This window comes from Sulfuritalea sp. (genome assembly GCF_031426875.1).
In the GTDB taxonomy this organism is placed as follows: Bacteria; Pseudomonadota; Gammaproteobacteria; order Burkholderiales; family Rhodocyclaceae; genus Sulfuritalea.
In genome coordinates this window covers 1-24,018 of record NZ_JASJPC010000055.1, presented here as the reverse complement: position 1 = coordinate 24,018, position 24,018 = coordinate 1, and the positions used below count along the sequence as shown (strand labels likewise).

30 protein-coding genes are annotated in these 24,018 nt (G+C 62.5%); 2 read left to right on the top strand and 28 right to left on the bottom strand.

The genetic code is table 11. The features are described from left to right. Positions 1-3: 3 nt before the first annotated feature. The 19 genes from RMO95_RS20790 to RMO95_RS20700 all read right to left on the bottom strand — a co-directional run bounded on the left by RMO95_RS20790 (position 4) and on the right by RMO95_RS20700 (position 16,695). Positions 4-609: a chorismate--pyruvate lyase family protein gene (locus RMO95_RS20790; protein ID WP_310452593.1), complete on the bottom strand. Its 606-nt coding sequence runs from the start codon at positions 607-609 to the stop codon at positions 4-6. Next, the gene (locus RMO95_RS20785; RefSeq protein ID WP_310452592.1) at positions 606-1,814 is read right to left on the bottom strand and encodes a beta-ketoacyl-[acyl-carrier-protein] synthase family protein; all 1,209 of its coding nucleotides are present in this window, start codon (positions 1,812-1,814) and stop codon (positions 606-608) included. The genes RMO95_RS20790 and RMO95_RS20785 overlap by 4 nt, the downstream gene beginning before the upstream one ends. Before the next feature lie 3 nt (positions 1,815-1,817). Further along, entirely contained in the window at positions 1,818-2,273 is a 456-nt protein-coding gene (locus RMO95_RS20780; protein WP_310452591.1) for a thioesterase family protein, read from the bottom strand. Continuing rightward, entirely contained in the window at positions 2,266-2,925 is a 660-nt protein-coding gene (locus RMO95_RS20775; RefSeq protein WP_310452590.1) for a hypothetical protein, read from the bottom strand. The genes RMO95_RS20780 and RMO95_RS20775 overlap by 8 nt, the downstream gene beginning before the upstream one ends. Positions 2,926-2,948: 23 nt before the next feature. After that, a complete protein-coding gene (locus RMO95_RS20770) occupies positions 2,949-4,088 on the bottom strand; it encodes a beta-ketoacyl-[acyl-carrier-protein] synthase family protein (protein WP_310452589.1) in 1,140 nt (379 codons plus the stop codon). Next, a complete protein-coding gene (gene fabD / locus RMO95_RS20765) occupies positions 4,073-5,071 on the bottom strand; it encodes an ACP S-malonyltransferase (protein WP_310452588.1) in 999 nt (332 codons plus the stop codon). The genes RMO95_RS20770 and fabD overlap by 16 nt, the downstream gene beginning before the upstream one ends. Then, the gene (locus RMO95_RS20760) at positions 5,011-6,219 is read right to left on the bottom strand and encodes a beta-ketoacyl synthase N-terminal-like domain-containing protein (RefSeq protein ID WP_310452587.1); all 1,209 of its coding nucleotides are present in this window, start codon (positions 6,217-6,219) and stop codon (positions 5,011-5,013) included. Before RMO95_RS20760 ends, fabD begins: the two co-directional genes overlap by 61 nt. Next, positions 6,209-7,546 (bottom strand): GNAT family N-acetyltransferase, encoded by a 1,338-nt coding sequence (locus RMO95_RS20755; protein ID WP_310452586.1) that lies wholly within the window; start codon positions 7,544-7,546, stop codon positions 6,209-6,211. Before RMO95_RS20755 ends, RMO95_RS20760 begins: the two co-directional genes overlap by 11 nt. Before the next feature lie 24 nt (positions 7,547-7,570). After that, positions 7,571-8,563, bottom strand: coding sequence for a hypothetical protein (locus RMO95_RS20750; protein WP_310452585.1), 993 nt, complete (start codon positions 8,561-8,563; stop codon positions 7,571-7,573). After that, a complete protein-coding gene (locus tag RMO95_RS20745; RefSeq protein ID WP_310452584.1) occupies positions 8,560-8,889 on the bottom strand; it encodes an acyl carrier protein in 330 nt (109 codons plus the stop codon). Before RMO95_RS20745 ends, RMO95_RS20750 begins: the two co-directional genes overlap by 4 nt. After that, positions 8,886-9,635 carry a 3-oxoacyl-ACP reductase FabG gene (fabG, locus tag RMO95_RS20740; RefSeq protein ID WP_310452583.1) on the bottom strand — a complete coding sequence of 250 codons (750 nt, stop codon included), beginning with the start codon at positions 9,633-9,635 and terminating at the stop codon, positions 8,886-8,888. The genes RMO95_RS20745 and fabG overlap by 4 nt, the downstream gene beginning before the upstream one ends. A gap of 1 nt (position 9,636) precedes the next feature. Beyond that, on the bottom strand, positions 9,637-10,893 hold the full coding sequence (locus tag RMO95_RS20735) for an AMP-binding protein (RefSeq protein WP_310452594.1): 1,257 nt from the start codon (positions 10,891-10,893) through the stop codon (positions 9,637-9,639). A 5-nt stretch (positions 10,894-10,898) separates the two neighbouring features. Then, positions 10,899-11,693, bottom strand: a complete 795-nt coding sequence (locus RMO95_RS20730; protein ID WP_310452582.1) for a sulfotransferase — start codon at positions 11,691-11,693, stop codon at positions 10,899-10,901. Positions 11,694-11,701: 8 nt separating this feature from the next. Further along, positions 11,702-12,931: a hypothetical protein gene (locus tag RMO95_RS20725; protein WP_310452581.1), complete on the bottom strand. Its 1,230-nt coding sequence runs from the start codon at positions 12,929-12,931 to the stop codon at positions 11,702-11,704. 56 nt (positions 12,932-12,987) lie between these two features. Further along, entirely contained in the window at positions 12,988-13,746 is a 759-nt protein-coding gene (locus tag RMO95_RS20720) for an outer membrane lipoprotein-sorting protein (RefSeq protein WP_310452580.1), read from the bottom strand. A 45-nt stretch (positions 13,747-13,791) separates the two neighbouring features. Further along, entirely contained in the window at positions 13,792-15,018 is a 1,227-nt protein-coding gene (locus tag RMO95_RS20715) for an ABC transporter permease (protein WP_310452579.1), read from the bottom strand. Then, positions 15,015-15,773 (bottom strand): ABC transporter ATP-binding protein, encoded by a 759-nt coding sequence (locus RMO95_RS20710; RefSeq protein ID WP_310452578.1) that lies wholly within the window; start codon positions 15,771-15,773, stop codon positions 15,015-15,017. Before RMO95_RS20710 ends, RMO95_RS20715 begins: the two co-directional genes overlap by 4 nt. Positions 15,774-15,780: 7 nt before the next feature. Continuing rightward, positions 15,781-16,215, bottom strand: a complete 435-nt coding sequence (locus tag RMO95_RS20705; protein ID WP_310452577.1) for a DUF2141 domain-containing protein — start codon at positions 16,213-16,215, stop codon at positions 15,781-15,783. 291 nt (positions 16,216-16,506) lie between these two features. Then, on the bottom strand, positions 16,507-16,695 hold the full coding sequence (locus RMO95_RS20700; protein ID WP_310452576.1) for a hypothetical protein: 189 nt from the start codon (positions 16,693-16,695) through the stop codon (positions 16,507-16,509). A 135-nt stretch (positions 16,696-16,830) separates the two neighbouring features. On the opposite strand from RMO95_RS20700, the gene RMO95_RS20695 reads away from it, so the two are divergent. Further along, complete coding sequence (locus tag RMO95_RS20695; RefSeq protein ID WP_310452575.1) at positions 16,831-17,121, top strand: 2TM domain-containing protein; 291 nt, start codon at positions 16,831-16,833, stop codon at positions 17,119-17,121. 58 nt (positions 17,122-17,179) lie between these two features. On the opposite strand, the gene RMO95_RS23145 is transcribed toward RMO95_RS20695, so the two are convergent. From RMO95_RS23145 to RMO95_RS20660, 8 genes are all read right to left on the bottom strand, one after another. Beyond that, positions 17,180-17,308: a transposase gene (locus RMO95_RS23145; RefSeq protein ID WP_409574979.1), complete on the bottom strand. Its 129-nt coding sequence runs from the start codon at positions 17,306-17,308 to the stop codon at positions 17,180-17,182. Then, on the bottom strand, positions 17,305-18,708 hold the full coding sequence (gene dnaB / locus RMO95_RS20690; protein ID WP_310452574.1) for a replicative DNA helicase: 1,404 nt from the start codon (positions 18,706-18,708) through the stop codon (positions 17,305-17,307). The genes RMO95_RS23145 and dnaB overlap by 4 nt, the downstream gene beginning before the upstream one ends. A 179-nt stretch (positions 18,709-18,887) precedes the next feature. Continuing rightward, positions 18,888-19,337 (bottom strand): 50S ribosomal protein L9, encoded by a 450-nt coding sequence (rplI, locus tag RMO95_RS20685; RefSeq protein ID WP_310452573.1) that lies wholly within the window; start codon positions 19,335-19,337, stop codon positions 18,888-18,890. Between the two features lie 14 nt (positions 19,338-19,351). Next, complete coding sequence (gene rpsR / locus RMO95_RS20680; protein ID WP_310452572.1) at positions 19,352-19,630, bottom strand: 30S ribosomal protein S18; 279 nt, start codon at positions 19,628-19,630, stop codon at positions 19,352-19,354. After that, the gene (gene priB / locus RMO95_RS20675) at positions 19,614-19,955 is read right to left on the bottom strand and encodes a primosomal replication protein N (RefSeq protein WP_310452571.1); all 342 of its coding nucleotides are present in this window, start codon (positions 19,953-19,955) and stop codon (positions 19,614-19,616) included. The genes rpsR and priB overlap by 17 nt, the downstream gene beginning before the upstream one ends. Then, positions 19,942-20,334 (bottom strand): 30S ribosomal protein S6, encoded by a 393-nt coding sequence (gene rpsF / locus RMO95_RS20670; protein WP_310452570.1) that lies wholly within the window; start codon positions 20,332-20,334, stop codon positions 19,942-19,944. Before rpsF ends, priB begins: the two co-directional genes overlap by 14 nt. A 131-nt stretch (positions 20,335-20,465) precedes the next feature. Next, positions 20,466-20,684: a hypothetical protein gene (locus RMO95_RS20665; RefSeq protein WP_310452569.1), complete on the bottom strand. Its 219-nt coding sequence runs from the start codon at positions 20,682-20,684 to the stop codon at positions 20,466-20,468. Positions 20,685-20,706: 22 nt separating this feature from the next. Then, on the bottom strand, positions 20,707-21,441 hold the full coding sequence (locus tag RMO95_RS20660) for a pseudouridine synthase (protein WP_310452568.1): 735 nt from the start codon (positions 21,439-21,441) through the stop codon (positions 20,707-20,709). Positions 21,442-21,730: 289 nt separating this feature from the next. Between RMO95_RS20660 and RMO95_RS20655 the strand changes: the two genes are divergently transcribed. Next, on the top strand, positions 21,731-22,603 hold the full coding sequence (locus RMO95_RS20655) for a 23S rRNA (adenine(2030)-N(6))-methyltransferase RlmJ (RefSeq protein WP_310452567.1): 873 nt from the start codon (positions 21,731-21,733) through the stop codon (positions 22,601-22,603). A 5-nt stretch (positions 22,604-22,608) separates the two neighbouring features. Here the strand turns inward: RMO95_RS20655 and RMO95_RS20650 are convergent. Then, positions 22,609-24,018 (bottom strand): acetoacetate--CoA ligase (locus RMO95_RS20650; protein ID WP_310452566.1); only part of this gene is annotated, 1,410 nt, incomplete at its 5' end.

The window sequence follows — 24,018 nt, the reverse complement described above, 5'->3', positions numbered from 1 at the left end:
CGTTCATCTGGCATGTACCATCGTCTGGTTGGCTTGATTGAGAACACGCCCTAGCAGCGGCTCGCCGTCGAGCAGAAACATGCTTCTGCGCGCCCAGCAGTTGCACAAGCGTCGGCCGCCGCACCGGCGCACTAGTGGGAACAGCGGCGAGGTCGGGCCTATCAGCGCATATTCGCGCAGTGTCCACATCGCCGGCCGGCCGTTAGGAAACAGGAGTTCGCCGAGCGACTTGCGGCCGAGCGACGCCATGCCGGCATTCCTTTTCAACCGGTCGGACAGGAATACGGTGCGCGCCGAAAGCAGCCTGATGTCGCCGCTGTATAGGCACACTTCTCGGACAAAGCCCTTGCGCTCGTACGAGCGGAATAGGCTGCGCTCATCCGGGTGCAGCCTGTCCCTTTCCTCCCGCAGTAGGTTCACCAGCACGGTCTTGCCGATCTGTTCTCCAAGCTTGATCGTCATGGACGACGCCAGCATCATCCACGGCCGTACCGGACGCGGAAGCAGGCGGGCGCTGGCCTGAGTCAGCGGGCGCCATTGCGTATCCTCCCGCCCGTTACCGGCGGCGTGCGTCCGCGTGGAAGCCTTTAGCAATCGCATGCCGCTCATGCGCGTTTCATCACCAGCGCGCAGTTGTTGCCGCCGAAGCCGAAGTTGTTCGACAGCGCGTAGTCGAACACATGATCGCGCGCCGCGTTCGGCACATAGTCCAAGTCGCAGCGTGGGTCCTTGGTTTCGTAATTGATGGTGGGCGGAACGAACTTTCCGTGGAAGGCGCTGACGATGGCCGCCGCCTCAATCGCACCGGTCGCGCCGAGCGCATGGCCGTGCATCGACTTGGTGGAACTGACGGGAAGCGTCTCCGCGCTAGTGGCGAACACCTTCTTGATCGCCCGGGTTTCGGTTTCGTCGTTGTGGCGCGTGCCGGTTCCGTGGGCATTGATGTAGCCGATCCGGTCCGCGTCTATACCCGCATTGGCCAGCGCCCGCAACATAGCCAGCGCCGGGCCACGCCCGGTCGCATCCGGTGCGGTCATGTGGTATGCGTCGGTGCTCATCCCGTAGCCGAGGATTTCCGCCAGCGGCGCGGCGCGGCGCTGCATGGCGCTGGCTTCGGACTCGATGCAGAAGATTGCTGCGCCCTCTCCAAGGATCACGCCGGAGCGGTTCTTATCGAACGGGCGGATCGCTTCCTTGCTGACGTTCTTTAGAGCGTTGAAGCCAGCGACGGTGATCTTCGCCATTGTGTCGACGCCGCCAGTCAGAACCATGTCCAGCCTGCCATGCTTGATCAGGTCGGCGGCATAGCCTATCGCCACGTTGCTGGAGGAGCAGGCCGTGCTGAAGGCTATGTTTGGGCCGCCGAAGCCGTATTCGCCGATGATGCGCGCACCGGCCGAATACAGCGGGTAGTCGTGCAGCATGGTGACGTACTGGCGGCTGGTGCGGGCTTTCCGTTCATAGTAGCGGGTAGCGTTGATCATGCCGCCCAGCGTGGTACCGAGGCTGACACCGACGCGCGCTGGTTTGAAGGTGTCGGCATCGACGCCGGCCATCCGCATCGCCTGGCGCGCAGCGACCACCGCAAACTGCGAGCAGCGGTCCATGCGTTTCGCCTCCCGCCGGTCGAAGTGGCTGTCCGTGTCAAAGTCCGGAATCTCGCAACCGAGCCGGGCCGGCAGCAAATCGGCGTCGAATGCGGAAATCTCCCGGATGCCGCTCCTGCCCTCCCTCATCGAGGCGCTGAAACTGAAGAAATCCGCGCCCACGCCGGACAGCAGGCCGATCCCGGTAATGAATACGCGATTGTTCATAGCTCAAACTTCCAATTCGTTCTTGTTGTGCTGTTTCGCCGCCAATTCCTTAAGCAAGCGATCCAAGTTTGGCGGCGTGCGCAGCAGGAGCTTGCCGCTTGCATTCGTCATCACCGACACGCTGGCGCCAGTAGCCAGCAGCAGCAGCGAGCGCGCGTGCCGCACCTCGAAGCGAAAACGCATGCGCGCCACCTTCTCGCGCAGCAGGCGCGCACGCACCACCACTTCGTCGCCGTAGCGGGCGGAATGCAGGTAGCGGCAGGAGGCGTCAATGATCGGAAACCGGTAGCCCTCGCTCTCGATCGCGGCCAGGTTGATGCCAGCCTCCCGGAGTAGTGCATCGCGCGCCTCGTGGAACCAGATAATGTAGTTGGCGTGATAGACGACGCCCATCTGGTCGGTTTCGGCGTAGCGCACGCGCAGCCGGTGCGATACCATTATCTCGACGGTGCTATGCATGGAAGGACGCGCCTGGCGCCGCGATGCTGTTGCGCGCCAGAAAACGTTTTAGCGCGGCGACCGAGCTCTGGACGGTAAGCGCCGTTGGCGCGTCCTCGTCCATTGTCGGCGGCCCAGTGTAGTCGTCCGCACCGTATGCATCACTGCCGGCAACCTCTTCCTCTTCCAGCACCAATAGCAGCAGACTACAGGACGCGTTGCCCTCGCCGGCGGTCGCCGACGGGCTTTCCCAACAGCCGGTTACCACCATGCCGGCAGCGCCGGACTCGACCAGCGCCGCCGCCTGACTGAATGCCCGAATGCCCGCGTCGCCTGCGCCAGTCACCGTATACGTGACGCCGCGCAGCGAATGGCAAATGCTGGCGCAGGCCAGCGGCATGGATGGCAGCGCGTAGGCGAATGCCAGCGGCACATCCCGACCCTGCGCCAGCCCGTCGTCGAAGCTTTCGTAGCTGTCCATCGCGCCCAGGCGGCAGCCGATCACGAAGGCAGCGGCACGCAGTTCGCCGTCGCTGATGATTTTGCACGACAATAGCCTGCGTATACCGAGCAGTATTAGGCGCGAATCGATATTGACGCGGAATCCCTGCGCCCAGCGCACTTCCCGTGCATAGGCTTGGCCGAGGCTGGCGACAGATTCCTCGACCTCCACCGTGGCCCGCAAACGCCAGCGCCTCATGGCGCACCCTTGTGCAGGACGATGGCGGTATTGGTGCCGCCAAAGCCGCTGTTCATGCTTATCGCAGCGCAGCACGACAGACTTCGCGCGCTGCCCGAGACGAAATCCAGATGCGTGAAATCGGCGTCGGCTTCCTCAAACCCAAGAATTGGCGGCACGCTGTTCGCTTCCAGTCCGATGACGGTGCTGACGAACTCCATCGCGCCGGCGGCACCGCACATGTGGCCGGTTAGCGGTTTGGTCGAGGTCAACGCAATCTTACCGGCGTCGGCGCCGAAGGTCCGATGCAGGGCGAAGCACTCCATGTGATCGTTAAGTCTGGTCCCGGTGCCGTGGGTGTTGATGAAACCGGGTAGTTCCCGTAGTCCGGCCTGTTCCAGTGCCTTCTTCAGCGCCCTGACCGCGCCGGTTCCGGTCGGGTCCGGCGCGGTCAGGTAGGTGGCGTCGGCGGCGAAGCCGTAGCCAGCGAATTCCGCCAGCGGGACAGCCCCGCGCCTGCGGGCGTGAGAGGCGTTTTCCAGCACGATGGCGGCGGCGCCCTCGCCAAGGGTCAGGCCGGCGCGCCGCCTGTCGAAAGGCTGGCAATTTTCCGCAGCCAGCGAGCGCAGGCTTTCAAACCCGCGATAGAGGAAGGGAGTCAGGATCTCGACACCCGCCACCACCGCGACTTCGGTGCGGCCCGACTTCAGCAGGGCCAACGCCAGCCCGGCAGCGACGGAAGAGGCGGTGCATGCGGTGCTGACCATGGTGATGCGCGGACCGTCAATGCAGTCGGCCAACGCATCGCCCTGCATGTCCCACAGGCCACGTGCCTCGCCATCGCCGCGCCTGTGCCGCTGCCAGCTGTCGAGGTTGCCGTGCGCGCTACCGAGGAATACTGGCGTATTGTCCAACTGGCCCAGACCGGCGTCCCGGAAGGCGTCGCCAATGGCGCGGCCGAGAAAGGCCGGCGCGCGCGGCGCGGCATCGTGCGGCACGCTTTCGACCGCGCCACCCCAGGCATGCGTCGGCAGGTCCGGGCGGAATACCGCGAGCGCCCTGATGCCGCTTCTGCCCTCGCGGAATGCGCGGCGGTGGGCGGCGATGTCTTCGCCCAGGCAGGATACGGCACCAAGACCAGTCACAAAAACGCGCATGAGCTTACCTCTTGCAGTGTGGTGCGTGCCTGCTCCAGTTCCCTGGCGCTATCGGTGCCGACACAGCGGATGTCCGGAACATTGCGCAGCGCCAGTCCCTTGAGCACTTTGCCGGGACCGACTTCGACCAGCAGCCGCACGTCCATCGCGGCAATCCGCTGCATGGTCTCCGCCCAACGCACCGGCAGCAGCATGTGGCGGTGTAACTCGGCGCGCAACGCCTCCGCCCTGCTCAGCAGCGCCGCATCGCTGTTGGCGACCAGCGGCACGGTCGCGTCCCGAAGCGTGGTCCGCTGCACTGACAGCGAAAACCGTTCCGCCGCGGCTGCCAACAGCGGCGTGTGGTAGGGGCCGGCGACATCCAACCAGGCCGCCTTGCCCCCCGCCGCGAGTAGCCGCGCCTGCGCTTCGTTCAGCGCCGACCGCAAGCCGGACAGGACGATCTGGCCCGGCGCGTTGTGGTTGGCGATCCAGACCTCGCCGACGCCGTCCACCGCCCGCTCGATCGCATCAAGGTCCAAGCCGGTGACGGCGAACATGCTGCCATCGAGTGCCTGATTCTGTTCGTGCATGAGCCTGCTACGGTCGGCCACCAGGGACAGGCCGTCTTCGAATGTCATCGCTCCGGCTGCGGCAAGGGCGCTGAACTGGCCCAGACTGTGTCCGGCCACGGCCACCGGCGCAATGCCGCGCGCCGCCAGCAGTTCCGCAATGGCGACGCTGAGGGTGTAGATCGCGACCTGGGCGAAGTCGGTCTGCACCAGCACATTGCGCGGCCCCCTGGAGACCACCCGCTTCAGGTCTGTGCCAAGGCACTCACCGGCCTGCTCGAATCGATGCGCGACCGAGGGATAGGCCTTGAGGTAGTCGCTGCCCATGCCGACGAACTGCGAGCCCTGGCCAGGAAACAGGAATGCCGCGCTCATCGGGCCACCCTCAGCAGCAGCGAAGTATTGGTCCCGTTCACCCAGAACGCGTTGCACATCACCGCTTCCATACTGGCCAACTTGGTCGGCCGTATGCAGACTTCAATGTTGCACTGCGGGTCAACCTGCCGACAGCCGGTGGTCGCGGGCACCGTCCCAGTGCGCAGCGAGGCTTCCGCCGCGAGGATGTTAAATATGCCGGTAGGTGCCTTGGCTTCGCCGATCGCACCGCGAATATTGGTGACCAGCGGACGGTTTTCGCCGCCGAAGGTGCTAGCGATCGCCGCCGCTTCCGCCAGGTCGGCATCGGCGGTGCAGTAGCTGCCGGCATAGATGACATCCGGCCGCAGTCCGCCGGCCCGGTTGACGGCTTCCAGCATCGCACTGGCCAGCGCCACGCCATTCGCTTTGGGTCCGACGCCAAAGCTGTCCGAGGTGATGCCCCAGCCGGCCAGTTCCAGCAGCGGTACGGCGCCCCGCGCCGTGGCATGCTCCCTTGTTTCAAGGATGATGGCGGCACCGCCTTCGCCGCAGATGGCGCCGCTACGGGCAATGTCGAAGGGACGGATGGCGTCGTTGGGATCGTCCTTGGGCGAGATCAGCTTCAGCGCCTTCATCGCGCTGTGGCCAATGTCGCTTAGTTCGTCCGACACCACTACGATGACGACTGAGGCGTGGCCGAACAGGATCAGGTCGGCAGCGATCGCCACCGCATAGCCGCCGGCTGCCCATCCCATCGGCAGCGCCAGCAGCGGACCGCGCAGGCTGTACTCGATGCTGATCAGGCTGGCGGGCGCATTGAAAACGCTTTCCTGGAAACTCAGCGGCTCGACCGCTCCCAGTCCGGAATGGGTGATCGCGGCGAGATTGCGTTCGACCACGTCGTTCGGCCCGTTGCCGGTGCCGTAGACGATCGATACCGCATCTTTGTCGACCGCCTTGGCGCCGAGCTTGGCCTGGTGAATGGCTTGAGCGGCCGCCGCCAGCGCATACTGGGAAATCCGCGGTGCGCGGTGGCCCTTTGCGGTACGCTTGAAATCGTCCAGGTTGAAGTCGGTGATCTCCGCTGCCAGGCTCTGGTCGGCGAGACGACTGCACTTACTCAGTAATGGCCTGCCGTCGAGTAGTGCCTGCCACAGCCTCTCATGCGACCCGCCGAAGCTTCCAAGCGCACCGAAACCGGTAATAACAATGTCATGCGCCATGTTGCGGCGCCCCTCTCGAATCAGTCGTTAATGTGCTCAGACAAAGTTGAGGCAAAGCGCTGTCCGGTATGCACCATGCCCGTTTCGATGCAAAGATTGATCGTAGAGACTGACGCTTGAAATAACGCTCACCCAAGTAAGGGCTTAGCGCGCCCACCAAGCGAAAGTTCGCTCGTGCGTCTTCCAAATCGCACACCGCCCTCTTTGCAAGGTTAAACACCATCAGTAGGACGGGCGTTCTGGTGCCTTGAAGTAAACCCAACCTCTCACTAATTTTCTGAAAACCGATCTTCGTATAAATCGGAATTGAAGGCTGCAATGCCTGCGTTACCAGGAACGCAGCATCGTTCTCAAACGCGTATTCAATCACCGAGCGCAGTAGGCCTTGGATTACGTCTTGACGTAAACGGTACCTTTCGCCAATGCTGAAGCGTCCAACTTCCATGACTCCACCGTACTCTCCCAGCCGATCAACGCTGACCAGATCACTGGCCGATTCGACGCCAAGCCGCGCCGAAACCGTCTTCATCCTGCATGAGATGGTGCCGATGATTTCCTTTCCTTCGTAAGCGACGAAAAAGCGACTACTCGACCAGCATGGGGCATCGGACTCGAAACGCAGTTGCAGTTGCTGCTCGAAAGAAAGCATGTCCACGCCTTTGCCCTGTATTAGATTGGGTTTTTCCTCTCGCATGAGATGGGTATAAAACGGCCCCAGCGTTTCCCTGTGCGGCGGCACTTCCTCAAATCGAAAACTGCCTAAGCTGAAGCTTTGTGACCGCCGCGATGCGGGCCCGCTATCGACCAGTTGCAGCCATAAGGTCAGCAATACGCCCGCCACCGGCAGCACAAGCAGCAGCCAGAACAGGCCCGGTTGCAGTGTCAACAGCAGACTCACGGCGAGGCCGGCTGCGTAGATCAGTACCCAGGCACCCGAGGTCTTCCAGTGCAGCGCCAGCGAACCGTAGCCGTCGCTGTAATACAGCGACGCGGGATGACGACGCAACAGACAGGCCGCGCCAATCATGAACAGCAGCCCGAAGTAGGCAACTGGAACATAAATGCCGTATGCATTCCACTCGACTAGCTGATTGAGCACCAGTACGAAGGCACTCAGAAGAAAAGCGCCAACCGTCAGCGGGCTGCGGATCGACAACCGGCGCTCCGCCAGCAGCAGCGCCCCGTAAACCAGGGTCAGAACTATGTAACCATGCGGTAACGGCAGCAAAAAGATGCTTAACGTGGCCAGCAACACCACTAGCATCTGCGCCAGCATCATGCGCACTCGGTAGAACAGCACCACTGGCTGGTTGGCGTCGGTCGGCATTGCGGAACTCCTTGATAATTCTTCTTATGATCCACTCACGGTCTTGGTGACGAACAGCGGCGCGGACACACCCGTAGCCCAGCATCCCCCATCCTCGCCTGCGGTTCTGAACGACACGCCAACCCAGCCTAGCTCGGGATCGGTGTAGGCCAGCGCGATGTCCCGTTCCAGCGCTGGTGAGTAGTCGACATGCGCGAGGAAACCGAAGTCCTGCTCTTCGATCTCGATGCGGTCGCCGGCCTTGGCTGCGCCATTTTTCTCTAGTAGCAGCATCAGCGCCCGGCGCCTGGGTTCGGCTTTGGCCGCCAGCACCGCGTCGCGCCCGGGATAGGCTTCCTTGCGGAAGTTCACCATCCAATGCAGGCCAGCCTGGATCGGGTCAGCGTCAGAGGGGATGTCGGCGATACCGAGCGAACGCATTTCAAGCATTAGCAGGAGCATGACCTCCGGCTGCGCCATCTCGACACCGAACTCCTGGCCACCGTCAAGGAAGCCCAACAACATTTCCTGGCAACGTTCCAGCGGACACAGCATTCGGTATTCGAATTCGCCGCAGAAGCCCATGCGGAACAGCTTCGCTTCCAGCTTGACGTTCTCTTCGAAGGCAAGGTAGGGCAGGCCGAGGATTTCGTCACCAGCGAACTGCGACATGGCGTTCTGCGCCCTCGGTCCAAGCACGCAGATCCAGCCGAAGCGCTGCGACAAGTCTTCGATTTCGACATCAGCGCCGGACAGCCGTTCGCGGAGATGCTGCAACAGGCTGGCGGCGGTGGCGGCCTCAGTGAATACGAAAAACTCGTCATCGCCCTTGAACACGGTGGCAATCGCCAGTATGCCGCCCTGCTCGTTGAGGAACAGGCCGGTCACGCCCTTCCACGGCAGGATGATTTCCAAGTCCATGCTAAAGCAGGCGTTGAGCGCCTGTTCCGCGTCCGCCCCGCCGATGCGGACGCGGCCTTCGTTGCCGAGGTCCAGTAGCGCCGTCTGGTTTCTTGCGATGTTGTAGCTTGCGTTCATGCGATTTCCTTATGCGGCTGCGAGGCGGCGGTCGCTACCGCGCGAGCTTCGATGAAATCCAGCACAGTGTTGACCGAGCGGAACGCATGCAGATCCTCGTCGGTGATCGCGACGCCGAATTCCGTCTCAACCGCGATGGCGATTTCCAGCGCGTCGACTGAGTCCAGGCCGAGGCCGGAGCCGAACAACGGGCTGTCGTCGGCGATCTCGTCCACTTCCAGCTGCAGCGACAGGCGCTCGATGAGCACGCGCTTCAGCCTTTCCGACAGTTCTTTCCGGTTGCGTGCCAGATCCTTGGCCCGATTGATCGTTGGCGTGTCCGTCATATGTATCCTCCTCCACTTACGTTGATAGTCGTTCCAGTCACATAGGACGACATGTCCGATGCCAGGAACAGACAAACGTTGGCGACTTCATCCGGTGTCCCGATGCGGCCCAGAGGCACCATTTTCGATATTTCCTTCAGTGTGTCGCGCGGAATCTGCTTGGTCATCCGCGTATCGATGACGCCGACTACGACGGCGTTCACCAGAACGTTGTGGCCGGCGAATTCGCGCGCGAGCGACTTGGTGAAGCCGATCAGGCCGGCCTTGGCGGCACCGTAGTTAGTCTGTCCCGGTCGTCCCGACAGCGCGGTGATAGAGGAGATGTTGATGATCCGCCCGGCGCGCTTCTGCAGCATCGGCTTGATCGCCGCCTTGCTGCACAGATAGGCGCCCTTCAGGTTGGTGTTGATCACCTCGTCCCACTCCGACTCTTTCAGGAAAGTTAGCGGCCGGTCCTTGATGACACCGGCGTTATTGACCAGGATGTCGACGGTGCCGAAGTGTTCCAGCGCGGTGGCGACCAGCGACGGCACGTAGCCAGCATCGGCGACGTCGCCGATGCTGGTTATTGCCTTGCCGCCGCTGCGCTCGATTTGGGCAAGCGTCTCCTTGAGCGCGGTACTGTCCGACCGGCTGTTGAGAACCACGTTCGCCCCGTGGCGAGCGAAGCAGCCTGCAATCGCGGCGCCGATACCGCGCGCCGCACCCGTGACGATGGCTGTACTGCCTGCCAGCATTTTTCCCATTTCAATTTTCCTCGGTGAGATGAAGCACGCCGGTTACTGAAAGAGACTGGAACATGCGCTGTAGATCGGAGTTGCGAATTTTTCCGGCATCGGTGCGCGGTATGTCGTCGACTGCATAGATCGGCCGAGGTAGGAATACGTCGTCGATCATGCCCCGCAGCCCCCCCAGAACATCTTCGGTGGAGTAGCCCTCGGACAGGACAACGAGCGCGGCGGCCCGCTGAGTCTCGGCGGGTGCGGCCGCGTCGGAAATGAAATAGGCACTGTCCCGCACGCCGGGCGCGCCGGCCAGCATCTGGTTGAGCGCTGCTAGCGAATGGCGCTTGCCGCAGATCTTCACCAGGTCACCGGTGCGGCCCAGCACACTGAAGCGCGGTCCGTCCATTTCGATCAGGTCGCTCAGTTCCACCGCGCCGGCGACATGGGGAATGCTGCAGACCGCCGTTCCCGCCGAACTGGGCTGGATGCCGATGCCGGGCAGCGGCATCCAGCCCGGCGTAGCCTGCTCATCGGCAGTTCTGACGCGCGCCGCCACCGCGCCGCTCTCGGTGCTGCCGTAGATTTCGGTGATCGGCGCCTTGAAACGGCTTGCCGCCGCGCGCGCCAAGTCGGTACTCAGCGGACTGGTGGAGCAAATGAGGCCAGCGACGTTATCGAAGCCGCTCGGCAGCTGCGCATAGGCGCGCAGATGGGTCGGCGTCGTGATGACCCACGCCGGTTTCTTCACCGCCGCGCATGCATTCTTAAGGTCGGTCGGTATAACAGGCCGCTTTTCGAGGATCGCCCCATTCATCAGGTGCGGCAGCCAGAAGGCGAAGGTATAGCCAAACATGTGTTCCAGCGGCACGGTGGAGATGAAGTCGGTCATCGGCGGTCCGTCGCGAAACCAGGCCTTCAGCAGTGCGAACTCGCCCAGGATAGCTCGCGCGTCTTTGGAGACGGCCGTCGGCGCGCCGGTGCTGCCACTAGTGAACAGGATCGCGACCGGGTCGGGCCAGGCGCCGGGCTCGCCCGGTCGCTCCTGCGGCAGCGACGCCGCATCGGTCACGCGGCACTTGCAAAAATGCGGCTGGCTCGGTTCGTCTGTAATGATGCCCGCGGCGCCAAACTCGGCGGCGATGGAGGTAGAGTTCGGCCAGTCGGCCGGGGACAGCAGCAGGCTGGTCAGGCCGCGGTTGAGCGCCCAAGCGTGTGCGCGCTGGAACGCGTCCAGTTTCCTGCAGCAAATCAGCACCGGTTTTGCGTTCGCCATGTCCATCGCGCTCACGCTTGCACCGCCAGCGCATTCAGCGCGGCCTGCTGGTCGGCGGAAAAAGAGCTCGACCAGCCGTCCTGTCTGTTGGTGCGGTAGGTCCACGAGCGATAGCTATCCGGCGCGTCTGCGACGCCGCGCGACTCGTACGGCAGGCCGCCGCGCTGGCATATCGCCTCGATCCAATGCGTCGGGTTCGCCATCAGGTCTTCATAGGAAACGCACAGGACATCATGCGCCGCAGCGTTCTTCTGCCACAGACGCATCTGTTCCGCCAGCACCGGCGCATAGAGGCGCACCACTAAGTCAGCCGCGCTTTCCAGCGTGTCGATGCCGATCAGGAAGGACTTACTCGATGCCAGGAAGTGGGCCAGCGAGTTGGACACGGCCCGGATGTCGCGGTGCAGGAATACCGTCGCGACATTTCTTGCGCCCGCCCATTCGGAGATCTCGCGCGGATGCTGAATTTCTTCGTTGCGCGGATTGATCAGGAAGCGCAGGAAGCTGGACAGTCCGTGGTCGGAGAAGATCGGTGGCCTGCCGCCGTGCTGCGCCGCCGACCGGTTCCGTGCCAACATCAGGGCGAAGCGGCGCGTCATCACGTCGATGTTCGGACTGCTTTCGGCGCGTCTGGATCGGATATCCGCATGCCAGCCGACTTCCAGTTCGCGCCGCAGGCTGTGGGCGCCCAATCCGTTCAGCCCGAAGATCACCGGCGCGTCCGCCAATTTTTCCAGATAGCGCGACAGGAACATGGTCCCGGACTTCGGGACAGAGATGAGGCAGATTCCGTGGCTGGTCGACATGAGTGTGCCTAAAAAATGTATGCCTTGATGCCGACCGTCAGCACCTGTTCGACGACCGACCTGAATTCGGAATCGGCGGGCCCGAGGTTACGCACGCCGCTAATGAACCCCGAAAATCGCGACGACAGGTTTTTTTCGTAGTAGCCGCTGATTTGGCCGCTGCGGTCATGAACATTGAAGATCGTCGCGACCCGCCAGTACTGCGCCGATTCCTGCGGATTGCTCTGCCACAGCAGGGAGAGGTAGTTCCTCCCCAGCAGGCTGGGTGAATTGGCAGCGGCCAGTCCGAGCATGCCGAGGCTGCGGCCGCGTAGCGCCGGGTCTGGCGCGTTCGTCGCCAAGTAAGCGGACTGTTTCAGCAGATCGAAGTACATGTCCTGCTCCGCTCCCGAATAGCCGCGCCTGTCGTGCAGAGACTCCAGCGAAACGACTTGGCCGTCGAGCAGCGTGTAGCTCGCGCCGAGCAAAATGCTGGTGGCCGATTCGCCGAACGAGTGCGGACGGAAGGACGGCGACTGCGCGGCGTCGATGGCCATCCCGCCGGCCCGCTGGCCGTAGCCATACTCGGCATAGAGCATCAAAGCATCGCTCATGTTATGTTGCGCAAAGGCGCCGAAGAACGGCTTGCCGCTGTTTCTCTTAGCGACGTTTGCGCTTGCCAGGAATGCCGCGCCCTGGTAATCGATCTTCAGGAAGCTGGTGTGCGATGCGGCGCTGCCGTTCTGCTCCGGCGTGTTGAACACATGACCGAGCGCGAAGCTGTACTGCCCGGTCACCTGCTCCAGCCTGAGCAGGTCAATGCCGACCACTTCCCGCAGTGGATTGAGCTTGCCCGAATCGAAGTAGAACGGACTGCTCGGCGAGCGGAAGTTCGCCGGCCCCCAGGCCATCACGTTGCGGCCAGCGACCAGCGTCGCGCCATCGCCGAAGGCCAGCCTGGCGAAGGCCTGCCGGAAGCCCGTCTCGGAGCGGTTGCGTTTACCGCTGCCGTTTTCCTGCGACTCGCCGAGGAAGCGCGGCTGCAAAACCATGTCGACGGCGTCCGAGGACAGGCGCATGTTGAGCCGGAAATCGGCCACGAACTGTTCCGGGGCCACCCGCACCACGCCGTTGTCCGGGTTGAGATAGCTGTCGCGCGTCGGCGCCTGGTGGTTGAAATAGCCCCACGTTTCCAGCGACGCGCTTAAGCGAAAGGCTTCTTCGCCAAACGCATGGGAATGGCTTGCCAGCAGCTGCACGGTGACCGCCAGGATTAGTAGCACCCTCATTGCTTTTTCTTGCTACAGATGCAGCGTCATTCGAGATTGGAGACGGAGAATTCCGAAGCCGGAATGTGCTGGACCTTCACACCACTGTAGTCCAGGGTGGTGATCGCATCCGTCAGGTCGTCGCTGATCGTCATCTTGCTGACGAAAGGCACGCGCTTGCCGTCGATCTCGATCGTGTTACCGTATTTGAAATCCGCAGTCTTCAGCCTCTTGCCGCTGAGCGACAGGAACTCCGCATGGACGGCGACGCCGCGCGCCTTCGATACCCAGTAGTGCAAGCGGTCGTAGGTGGTCTGGTTGTTGACCGCCTTAAGTTCAAGGACGTAGCAGGACTCGCCGGTGCTGCTGTCATCCTTCAGTACGGTGGCGGCGTAGTCGCGCACATAGTTGGTTGCGGCTATGTCGCCGATGGCGGCCTGCCCGCTCAGTCGCTGGCGCGGCGAGATTGGCAGCGGCTTTTTCAGGCCCGGCTTGGTCAGCCACATGTTGCGGCCGACCTGCAGCATCTTGCCGCCCTTGCTGCGGATCGGCTCCAGCGTCTCGGCGACGCTCGCATTGTCCGCTGCCTTGATGCGCATCTTCATCGCCGACTGCTGCTCGCCGGCGCCCCGGGTGACGATATCGACCTCCCACAGCAGTCCCAACAGTCCGCCACCGCGTGCCTGGTCGGACGATTTCAGCAGCGCAACCGCATCCGGCACCGAAGCCGACGCCGACGCCGACGCCAGCGCCAGCGCGGCAGCGAGAATGAAGCCGGTCAGCAGCTTCCGTACTTCTGTAATCATGTTCTCTCCATCGGTTCTGTCATATCGCGCTCTCCGCGTTTCGCTTCACGTGTGAGCCAGCGAATCAATAATTGGGTTGCGCGCCGCCCGCCAGGCCGGCACATAGGCCGCGAGCACACCGAGCAGGCTGAGCATCGATGCCGCAATCGCGGACTTGCCGATGTCCAGTCCGATGAGCAGCGGCACCCGGTCGGTTGAGTTGGGTGGCTGATAGCTAATATCCAACGCATGCACGCCATACCGCACCGCCAGCGTAAGCAGTAGGCCGATGGCGCAGCCCAGTGCGACCAGCAGCACCGCTTCCGCAGCGAATAGACGGACGATGCCGCTGCGCCGCATGCCGATGGCGCGCAGCGTGCCGATTTCCTTCGTCCTCTCCACCACGCTCATGCTCATGGCGTTGGTGATACTCATCACGACGATGGTGATGACGATCACCAGAAGGAATCCGAAGATCATGTCGAACATGGATTTCACCTGCCGATAAAACGACGACAGCTCCTGCCAAGTGCTGATCTTGACCTGGAAACCGGCACCGTTGAGCGCTTGCAAAAGCGCCACGCGCTGCTCTTCCAGCGAATCCGCCGACGGCGACAGGATGGTCAGCCGGTCGGCCCGTTCGTCGGCGTCGTAGAGCGAGCGAGCAAGCGATAGCGGTACGTACATGAACTTGTCCTCGGTTCCGGCGTTGCCGGTCACGAATACGTCGCTTACGACCAGGTCGCTGGCGTTAGCCTGGCCATGAATAGTGCTGACCAGCACCGAGGCATCGCTTCCTTCATTCAGTGACAGGATTTCCGCTAGGCCGCGGGACACAGTTGCGCTGTTCTGCGCATCCTCTTTCAGCATGCCCGAGGCGAATCTGCGCGGCCCTCTCAGGGTTTTCATGTCGGCCGGGTCGATGCCCTCGGCGATGAAAATTGTGCTGACCTGCCCGTTCGACAACATGCCGCTGATGCCGAGCCGGGATGCGACAAATGCGTCCGGGACCTGCCTATGGATCTCGGCCTGTAGGGCGGCGATCTCTCTGGCGGTGAAGAGCGACTTGTCGGGAGAAAGCCGCCCCTCCTTAGCGAAGCTGGCCTTTTCCACCGTGAGGTGGCCGATCATCTCGCCGTAGATGGCCTGGTCTTCCAGCCCCTTGTAGACCATAAGCGTATAGCCGGCGAACAGCGCCACCGCGGCGAAACCTAGGCTGATGCTCAGGATAGTGACCAGGCTGCGACGCAGGTTGCGGCCAAGGTTTCGGAATGCAAAGACGATGGCGTTCAATCTCCCGTTCCCAGCCGGCCGTCGCCGGCAAGCATGCCGTCTTTCAACAGGAGATGCCTCGGCACCCTGTCAAGTAGTCTCTGATCATGGGTCGAGAAAATAAATGTCACACCGGTTTCCTTGTTCATCCGTTGCATAAGGTCGATCACCGCTCGGCTGTTTTCGGAGTCGAGATTGGCGGTCGGCTCGTCAGCAATGACGAGTATCGGATCGATCGCCAGTGCCCGCGCAATCGCGACGCGCTGCCGCTGCCCGCCGCTGAGGCGATCCGGCCGCATCTCCATCAGCGATCCCAGCCCGACCTTGCCCAGCCAGTTCGCGGCAATCCGTCTAGCCACGGCGTCGGCCATGCCTTGCAGTTGCAGTTGCAGCGGCAGCATGACGTTTTCCAGTGCGCTCATCACCGGGATCAGGTTGAAGTTTTGGAAGACGAAGCCGATCTTGCGGTTGCGACAGTCGGACAGCGCGTCATCGGAGAGGCTTCGCACGTCGAGGTCGTCGAACGCGATCGCCCCCGCATCGGGGTGATCGATCAGGCCAATCATGTTCAGCAGGGTCGACTTGCCGCTGCCGGAAGGCCCCCAGATCGCGACCATCTCCCCCTGGCCGATCTCGACGCTGATGTCTTTCAGCGCATGGACGGTGGTGTGGCCGAGGGCGAAGCTGCGGCTGACGCCGACCAGCCTGACAATGCTTTTCGCTCGCAGAGCGCGCGCTAGGATCTGGTGTTCCAGCAGGGGGCTTACGCTTTGCATCGCTGGCTTACTTCAGCTTGAATTCGATGGCGTTTACGCCTTCCTTCACGCTGAACGCGGCGTCTTCAAACGAGGGCGGGCCGAACATGCCGTGAGCATCGCGCGAAAAGCCATAGGGTTCGTTCGGCTTGCCGAACGCGTTCGTGTCGAGCTTCTTGTTGTCGTTGACGTCCTGGAATGCCGACACTGCATATGTGCCCGCCGGCAGGTTCTTGAACACAACCGTCACAACACCTTGCTTTACGTCCATGGCTTCGCCTTGCAGTTGCTTCTTCGGGAAGTCGGCTGCGGCATTGAACAGGCCGACACGGACAAGGCCTTTGTCCGGCTTCAAGCTATCGATCTTTACGCTCAAGTCGGCGGCGCCGACAATCGAGGTCATCAGGGAAGCGGCCAGGAATTGGAACAGGGACATTGCAATGCGTTGCTTGCTTGACTTCAAGATTGCCTCCAGGGTGAGGGTGATCTGAGCGGCTTTTCGATATAAAACTAACCCATCGTCCAATTGAATTGGATATGCCGTATGGTACTATATATTACATGAAGTTATGCCATATAACATTCTTATCGTATTTATCATGACCTTTATTGTACGGTCAGTGTTATTTTTTAGATTCAATAGCTTCGATCGGCGCCTTGATCTATTGGCCATCTTGGGGCGACCGCTACGGGCAGCGTCGCTTACCCCAGGTCATCCAGATCGCATCATTCGGGGGCTTAGGTTGAGGGCTAATCAGGTGTCGTTGTGCACCAGCACCTTGTCCATCACGACCTTGGAAAACAGCGGGGCGCTGACCAGGCCGAAGATCTGTAGCATGAATGAGATCAGCAGTACCTTGATCGATACCCTCAGCGCCGTGCAGCCGGTGCTGATCGGCGAAACCAGTTTCAGTCTGGGAGTTGCCACCCCGTATGGGGCCATCAGTGGCGTCTTTCTGGGCCGTGCGGCCCGACTGTGGCGCCTAGCCTATAGTTTGATCGACTCCGCGTACTATAGTCGTTGGATGATTCACCATGCTGCATTCCAGCCTTTCATTCTTATCCAAAGGAGACTGCCATGAATCCCACCGTGCCCACCCAAGCAATCGACCGTCTGGCGCGCCGACGCACCAGACGGAAAATTGGCTGGTATATCCACGCTTTCGTATTCATCATGGTCAATGCCGGTCTGGCCCTGCTTTCAGCCTATTCTGGACGGCACCTTGCCTTCGTGGCGGCCTTTGGCTGGGGTTTGGGCCTCTTGATTCATGGCATCGCCGTTTTCCTGTTGCCCTCATGCGGCGGCTTGCGCGAACGGCTGGTGAAGCAGGAGTGCGAGCGTCTTGTGCGCCAGCACGACAAGCCGTAAAGTCCGCACCGCCCTGCCGTATCCGCCATTCTGGAGCACGCGCTTCAGGCGGCTGCTCTCAACACGTTGATAGGACTTTCAGTCGCAGGTACTCCTCGTCGCGCAGTCCGTATGCGCGACGCTGGATGATGCGAATCTTGTTGTTGAGTCCCTCGACGAAGCCGAGCGAGACCTTGTTTTGCGTCAGGCTCTATAAGACGAGCCGGAAGCAAAATTCTCGAACTTGGTGTACTCACCGAGGAAGGTCAGGCGCACCGTGCCGACCGGGCCGTTACGGTGCTTGCCGATGATGGCTTCGGCCGTGCCCTTGTCCTGCGTGTCCGGCTTGTAGTACTCCTCGCGGTACATCATCATGATGATGTCGGCATCCTGCTCGATGGCGCCGGATTCGCGCAGGTCGCTCATCAGCGGGCGCTTGTCGGTGCGTTCCTCGACTTTGCGCGAGAGCTGCGACAGGGCGATGATCGGCACCTGCAATTCCTTGGCCAGGGCCTTGATCGAACGCGAGATCTCGGAAATTTCGGTAGCGCGGTTTTCGCCCATGCGGTTCGAGCTCATCAGCTGCAGGTAGTCGATGATGATCAGGCCGAGCTTGCCGAACTGCCGGTGCAGGCGCCGGGCGCGGGCACGCAGGTCGGTCGAGTTGATGGCGCCGGTCTCGTCGATATGGATCGGCGCCTCGTGCAGCTTGCCCAGCGCCACGGTCATGCGATCCCATTCGTCATCGGTCAGGCGGCCGGTGCGCAGCTTGCTCTGGTCGATGCGGCCGACCGAGGAAAGGAAGCGCGTGGCGAGTTGCGGACCGGACATTTCCAGGCTGAAGATCGCTACCGGCAGCCTCAGTTCGACGCCCACATGCTCGGCGATGTTGAGCGCGAACGCGGTTTTGCCCATGGACGGGCGACCGGCGACGACGATCATGTCGCCCGGTTGCAGGCCCGAGGTCAGGCGATCGAGATCGGCAAAGCCGGTGGCGACGCCGGTAATGTCCGACTGGCTGTCGCGCGCCAGCAGGGTTTCCATGCGCTCGACGACTTCACCCAGCAGCGGCTGGATCGCGACGAAGCCATTGTTGCTGCGGTTGCCGGCTTCGGCAATCTGGAAAATGCGCTGTTCGGCGTCGTCAAGCACTTGCTTGACGTCGCGCCCGGCCGGATTCAGCGCATTGCCGGCGATTTCGTCGCCGACCGTGACCAACTGGCGCAGGATCGCGCGCTCGCGCACGATCTCGGCATAACGCCGGATGTTCGCCGCCGACGGCGTGGCATTGGCGATCTCGCCGAGATAGCCGAGACCACCGGTCTGATCGACTTCGTTCGACTGCTCGATCGATTCGTAAACGGTCACCACGTCGGCCGGCCGGCCCATCTGGATCAGCTTGCCGATATGGCGAAAGATGCGGCGGTGATCGTCGCGATAGAAGTCCGTCTCGCGCACCACGTCGCCGATGCGATCCCAGGCGGCGTTGTCGATCAACAGGCCGCCGATCAGCGACTGCTCGGCCTCGATGGAATGGGGCGGCAGCTTGAGCGCGGCGACCTCGGAATCGACAGGCTGCGGGGGATTGAAGGCACGTACCTGGGCCATCGCTGTCTCCAAAATTGAAGCGCAGAGTCTACCCCTCGGGACGCCTCAGGGTAAGTGCACAACTTGTGGAAATGCTGTGGACAAACTGTGTAAATACGGTGGATCGATTCGTGCGGCGCACAAAATGAAACGGGCCGCCGATGAATCATCGGCGGCCCGTTTTCAGGATGTTGCTGGGCTCAGTGTTCGCCGAGCACCGACACCGTGACCATAGCCACCACGTCGCTATGCAGGGCAATCTGCACCGGCGTGTCGCCAATGGCCTTGAGCGGACCGTCGGGCAGGCGAATCGCCGCCTTGTCGATCTGGATGCCCTGGGCTGCCAGTGCTTCGCTGATGTCATGCGCCGATACGGAACCGAACAGACGGCCATCGACGCCGGTCTTGCGCGTGATCTGCAGCATCAGCCCTTCGAGCTTGCCGGCTTCGGCCTGGGCTGCGGCAATCGCCTCGGCCTGGACGCGCTCGAGTTCCGCGCGCTTTTCCTCGAACACCTTGCGGTTGGCTTCCGTCGCACGCTTGGCCTTGCCTTGCGGGATCAGGAAATTGCGGGCATAGCCGTCCTTGACCTTGACCACATCGCCGAGGCCACCGAGGTTTACGACTCTTTCCATCAGAATGATTTGCATGGTCTTGTCCTCGCTTACTGGTGCAGATCGGTGTAGGGCATCAACGCCAGGAAGCGCGCGCGCTTGATGGCGGTGGACAACTGCCGCTGGTAGCCGGTCTTGGTGCCGGTGATGCGCGCCGGCATGATCTTGGCGTTTTCAGCGATGAAGTCCTTGAGGATCTCGACGTCCTTGTAGTCGATCTCTTCGATCTTCTCTGCCGTGAAGCGGCAGAATTTGCGGCGCTTGAACAGGCTGCGGCCCTTGTCGTCCTTGCGCTTTACACCGGTCTTGCTCTTAGGCTTGAATGCCATTTTCAGTTCCTTCCACGAATTCGACTGTATTCACATGCAGTATCGGACTGCGTCGCTTGAGGCTTCTGGCGGCCAGAAAACCTGCCACCCTGATCCCGTCGCCCGGCTTGGCTGCCAGCAGCACCTGCGCCGGCCGGCCCATTGCTACACAGGCCATCTCGCATTCCACTTTACGCTCGACATCCGCTTCGACCTGGGTCGAGAGATGCGCAAGGAGAAATTCGAGAACCGGTATTCCGGCGGGGGTGCGGCGCAATGCGCCACGCTCAAGCAAGCGCCCCGACAACTGCGTCAGGTTGCTCGGCTTATCCTCAGACGGCAGCAACGGCAGCAGCCGGAGCTGGAGCCTCTACCTTGGCATCGCCCTGGGTCAGCGAACGCGACTTCTCTTCCTTCATCATCGGGGAAGGTGTCGCCACCGCCTTGCGCGTTTTCACCGTCAGGTGGCGCAACACGGCATCGTTGAACTTGAAGGCATGCTCGAGTTCAGCCAGGGTTTCACCGTCGCACTCGATGTTCATCAGCACGTAGTGGGCTTTGTGCACCTTCTGGATCGGATAGGCCATCTGGCGACGACCCCAGTCTTCGAGGCGGTGGATGGCGCCGTTGCGGCCGGTGACCAGCGTCTTGTAACGCTCGATCATCGCCGGAACCTGCTCCGACTGGTCCGGGTGGACGATAAATACGACTTCGTAATGGCGCATGCAATCTCCTTGTGGTTGGTTTGCAGCCCCCCCGCATGCGTAACGGGTGGAGCAAGGGAAGCCGGCGATTATACAAAGCCGGCCGCTCCGAAGCAAGCTAAATCCGCGACTATTCAGGGCCTTGCAGGCTGCTAGCCGCAGTAGCGCAGACCCATCAGATTCAGCAGCAGTTCCGGCTGCCGATAGGCGCCAAACGCCAGCGCGGTGACGATCGCCACGGCCAGCAGGGCGACGATCCACAGCGCGCGCCGCGACCAAACCCGGCGCGGCGGTAACGGGGAGCCTGGTTCGCTTTGGGCAATTTGATCGGGGGTGAGCATTCGTGCATGTTCGGCAAGCTTGTCGGCCAAGTCAAGCCCATCCGCCATGCGCCTAGAACACTTCGCCTTCGCGCAGGAAGCGCCACTGCCCCAAAGGCAGGTCGCCCAGCCGCACGCGGCCGATACGCACCCGCTTCAGCCCGGTGACCCGCAGGCCGACCAGTTCGCACATGCGCCGGATCTGTCGCTTGCGGCCTTCGGTAAGGACGAAACTCAGCTGATCCGGGTTCGCCCAGGCCACCCGGGCCGGACGCAGCTTTCTGCCGTCCAGTTCCAGGCCGTGATTGAGCAGCGCCAGGCCGCGGACGTCGAGCGCACCCTCGACCCGCACCAGATACTCCTTCTCCACTTTCGAATCGTCGCCGATCAACTGACGTGCGACGCGGCCGTCCTGGGTCAGCACCAGCAAACCGGTGGAATCGATATCGAGCCGACCGGCGGGCGCCAGGCCCTTCAGGTGCGTGGGCTGGAAGCGCTGGTGGTCGCCCGCCACCTGAGTCGCCACCGAAATCAGGCTGGCCGCCGGGCGGTGGCCGTCCTCGGCCTGGCCCGAGACATAACCGATGGGCTTGTGCAGCAGCAGGGTCGCCTGTCGCGCCTGGGTCGCGCGCGCCTCCGGCGCCAGGGTAATCACCGCGTCGGCGGCCGCCCGGGTACCGAGCTGGGTGACCCGCTGGCCGTCGACGAACACCAGCCCGCGCTCGATATAGCCGTCCGCCTCGCGACGCGAGCAGAGGCCGCGTTCAGCGAGAAGTTTTGAAACCCGGATTCCCTGCGTATCATTCATGGTCGCGCATTCTATCCCGCCCTTAGAGCCTATTTCAGTAGGAATCGTGCCCCGCGTTGAGACTAGGATCGGATGGATGCAAGGCGCAGTGCGCAGCCAATGGTTGTTCCATTGGCAAGCGCTGCAACGCCGCAGACGCCGATCCTGGTCACAACCCGAAGGGCCGTCGGGCGTTGGGCGCGCTGCCACGTTGTCGGTCGCTCGCATGGATGTACCATACCGCACTCCCTCCGCCTCGCATCCCAACGCCCGGCGGCGCGGGATACGATTCCTACTGAAATAGGCTCTTATGCTCAGTTATCGCCACGCCTTTCACGCCGGCAACCACGCCGACGTCCTCAAGCACCTCGTGCTGATGCTTTGCATCGAGCACATGAACAGCAAGGACAAGCCCTACATCCTGGTCGACACCCATGCCGGCGCGGGTTTCTACGCCCTCGATGCCGAAGAGGCCAAACGCACCGGAGAATATGTGGACGGCATTGCCCGGCTGTGGGAACGCAAGGATCTGCCGCCGGCCCTGGCGACATACGTGGCCCTGGTGCGCGCGCTGAACGGCAGCGCCACGCTGCGCCGCTATCCGGGATCGCCGCGCATCGCCGCCAACCTGATGCGGGACAGCGCCCAGGCGCGCGACAGCCTGCGCTTGTGCGAGCTGCACTCGACCGATTTCGCCCTGCTGCGCCGCCAGTTCAAGGATGCCGGCCGCCGCGTCACGGTCGAGCAGGCGGACGGCTTCGAAGTGTTGAAGGCCGCGCTGCCGCCGCCGTCACGCCGTGGACTGGTGCTGATCGATCCGTCCTACGAGATCAAGAGCGACTACATGAAAGTCGCCGCCGCGATCAAGGACGCCCTGAAGCGCTTTGCCACCGGCACCTATCTGGTCTGGCACCCGATGCTGCCCACCATCGAGGCCAATCAACTGCCCGACAGGCTGAAGAAAGCAGGTGCCAGCCACTGGCTGCATGCCACGCTGAGCGTGCGCGCGCCGGCGACGAAAGGCCGCGGCATGCACGGCAGCGGCATGTTCGTGATCAACCCGCCGTGGACGCTGGCCGCCGCGCTGGAAGAATGCCTGCCCTATCTCGCCGCCGCGCTGGCGCTGGACGAGGGGGCCGGCTGGAGCGTCGACCAGTTCGAGGCGAGCGCCAAAAAGGACTGAAGCGCTCAGCTCAGCAGTTCATTCCGATTGCGGAAATAGTCGAGTGCCTCGGGATTGGCCAGCGCCTCGACGTTCTTCACGGCCGCGCCATGCACCGCATTGCGCACCGCCAGTTCGACGATCTTGCCGCTCTTGGTGCGCGGAATGTCGGCGACCTGCAGGATCTTCGCCGGCACGTGGCGCGGCGTGGTGTTGTCGCGGATCACCTGCTTGATGCGCCTTTCCAGCGCCTCGTCGTGCACCAGACCCTCGCGCAGCTTGACGAAGAGCACCACGCGCACGTCGCCGCTGTTGCCCGGCGGCCAGTCCTGGCCGATCACCAGCGATTCGACGACCTCGCTGAGTTTTTCCACCTGGCGATAGATTTCCGCGGTGCCGATGCGCACCCCGCCGGGGTTCAGCGTGGCATCCGAACGGCCGTAGATGATGAAGCCGTCGTGTTGTGTGCGTTCGGCGAAGTCGCCGTGGCACCAGACGTTGGCAAAGCGCTCGAAATAGGCGGCGCGGTATTTCGCGTTGCCCGCGTCATTCCAGAAGCCGATCGGCATCACCGGGAAGGAGCGCGTGCACACCAGTTCGCCCTTTTCGCCGCGCACCGGGCGGCCGGCGTCGTCGAACACATCGACCGCCATGCCCAGGCCGGCGCACTGGATCTCGCCGCGATACACGGGGCCGTTGGGATTGCCGAGGACGAAGCAGGAAATGATGTCGGTGCCGCCGGAGATCGAGGCAAGCTGCAGCTCCGGCTTGATGTTGGCGTAGACGTAGTCGAAGCCTTCGGCCACCAGCGGGCTGCCGGTGGAGAACATGGCGCGCAGCTGTGCCAGCTTGTGCGTCTGGCGCGGCTTGAGGTCGATCTTGGCGATGGCGTCGATGAACTTGGCCGAGGTGCCGAAATGCGTCATTCCTTCGGCGTCGGCGTAGTCGAACAGGATGCTGCCGCGGCCGACGAAGGGCGAGCCGTCATAGAGCAGCAGCGTCGCGCCCGAGGCGAGGCCCGACACCAGCCAGTTCCACATCATCCAGCCGCAGGTGGTGAAATAGAACAAGCGGTCGTCGGGCTTCACATCGGCCTGCAACTGGTGCTCCTTGAGGTGCTGCAGCAGCGCGCCGCCGGCGCAGTGCACGATGCACTTGGGCACGCCGGTGGTGCCCGAGGAATACATGATGTAGAGCGGATGGTCGAAGGGCAGCCGCTCGAAGCGGATTTCCCGCTCGCCGGCGAAGGGCGCCAGGAAATCGGCCAGCCACACGCCCTGCTTCACCGCGGCGAGATCCCCGTCTGCGCCGGCCGCATTTCCCGCCGCATTTCCCGCCGCATTTCCCGCCGCATTTTCCGCCGCATTTTCCGCCGCATTTTCCGCCGCAGTTCCCGCATAGGGCACGAGGACGACGCGCTCCAGCGAAGGCAGGCG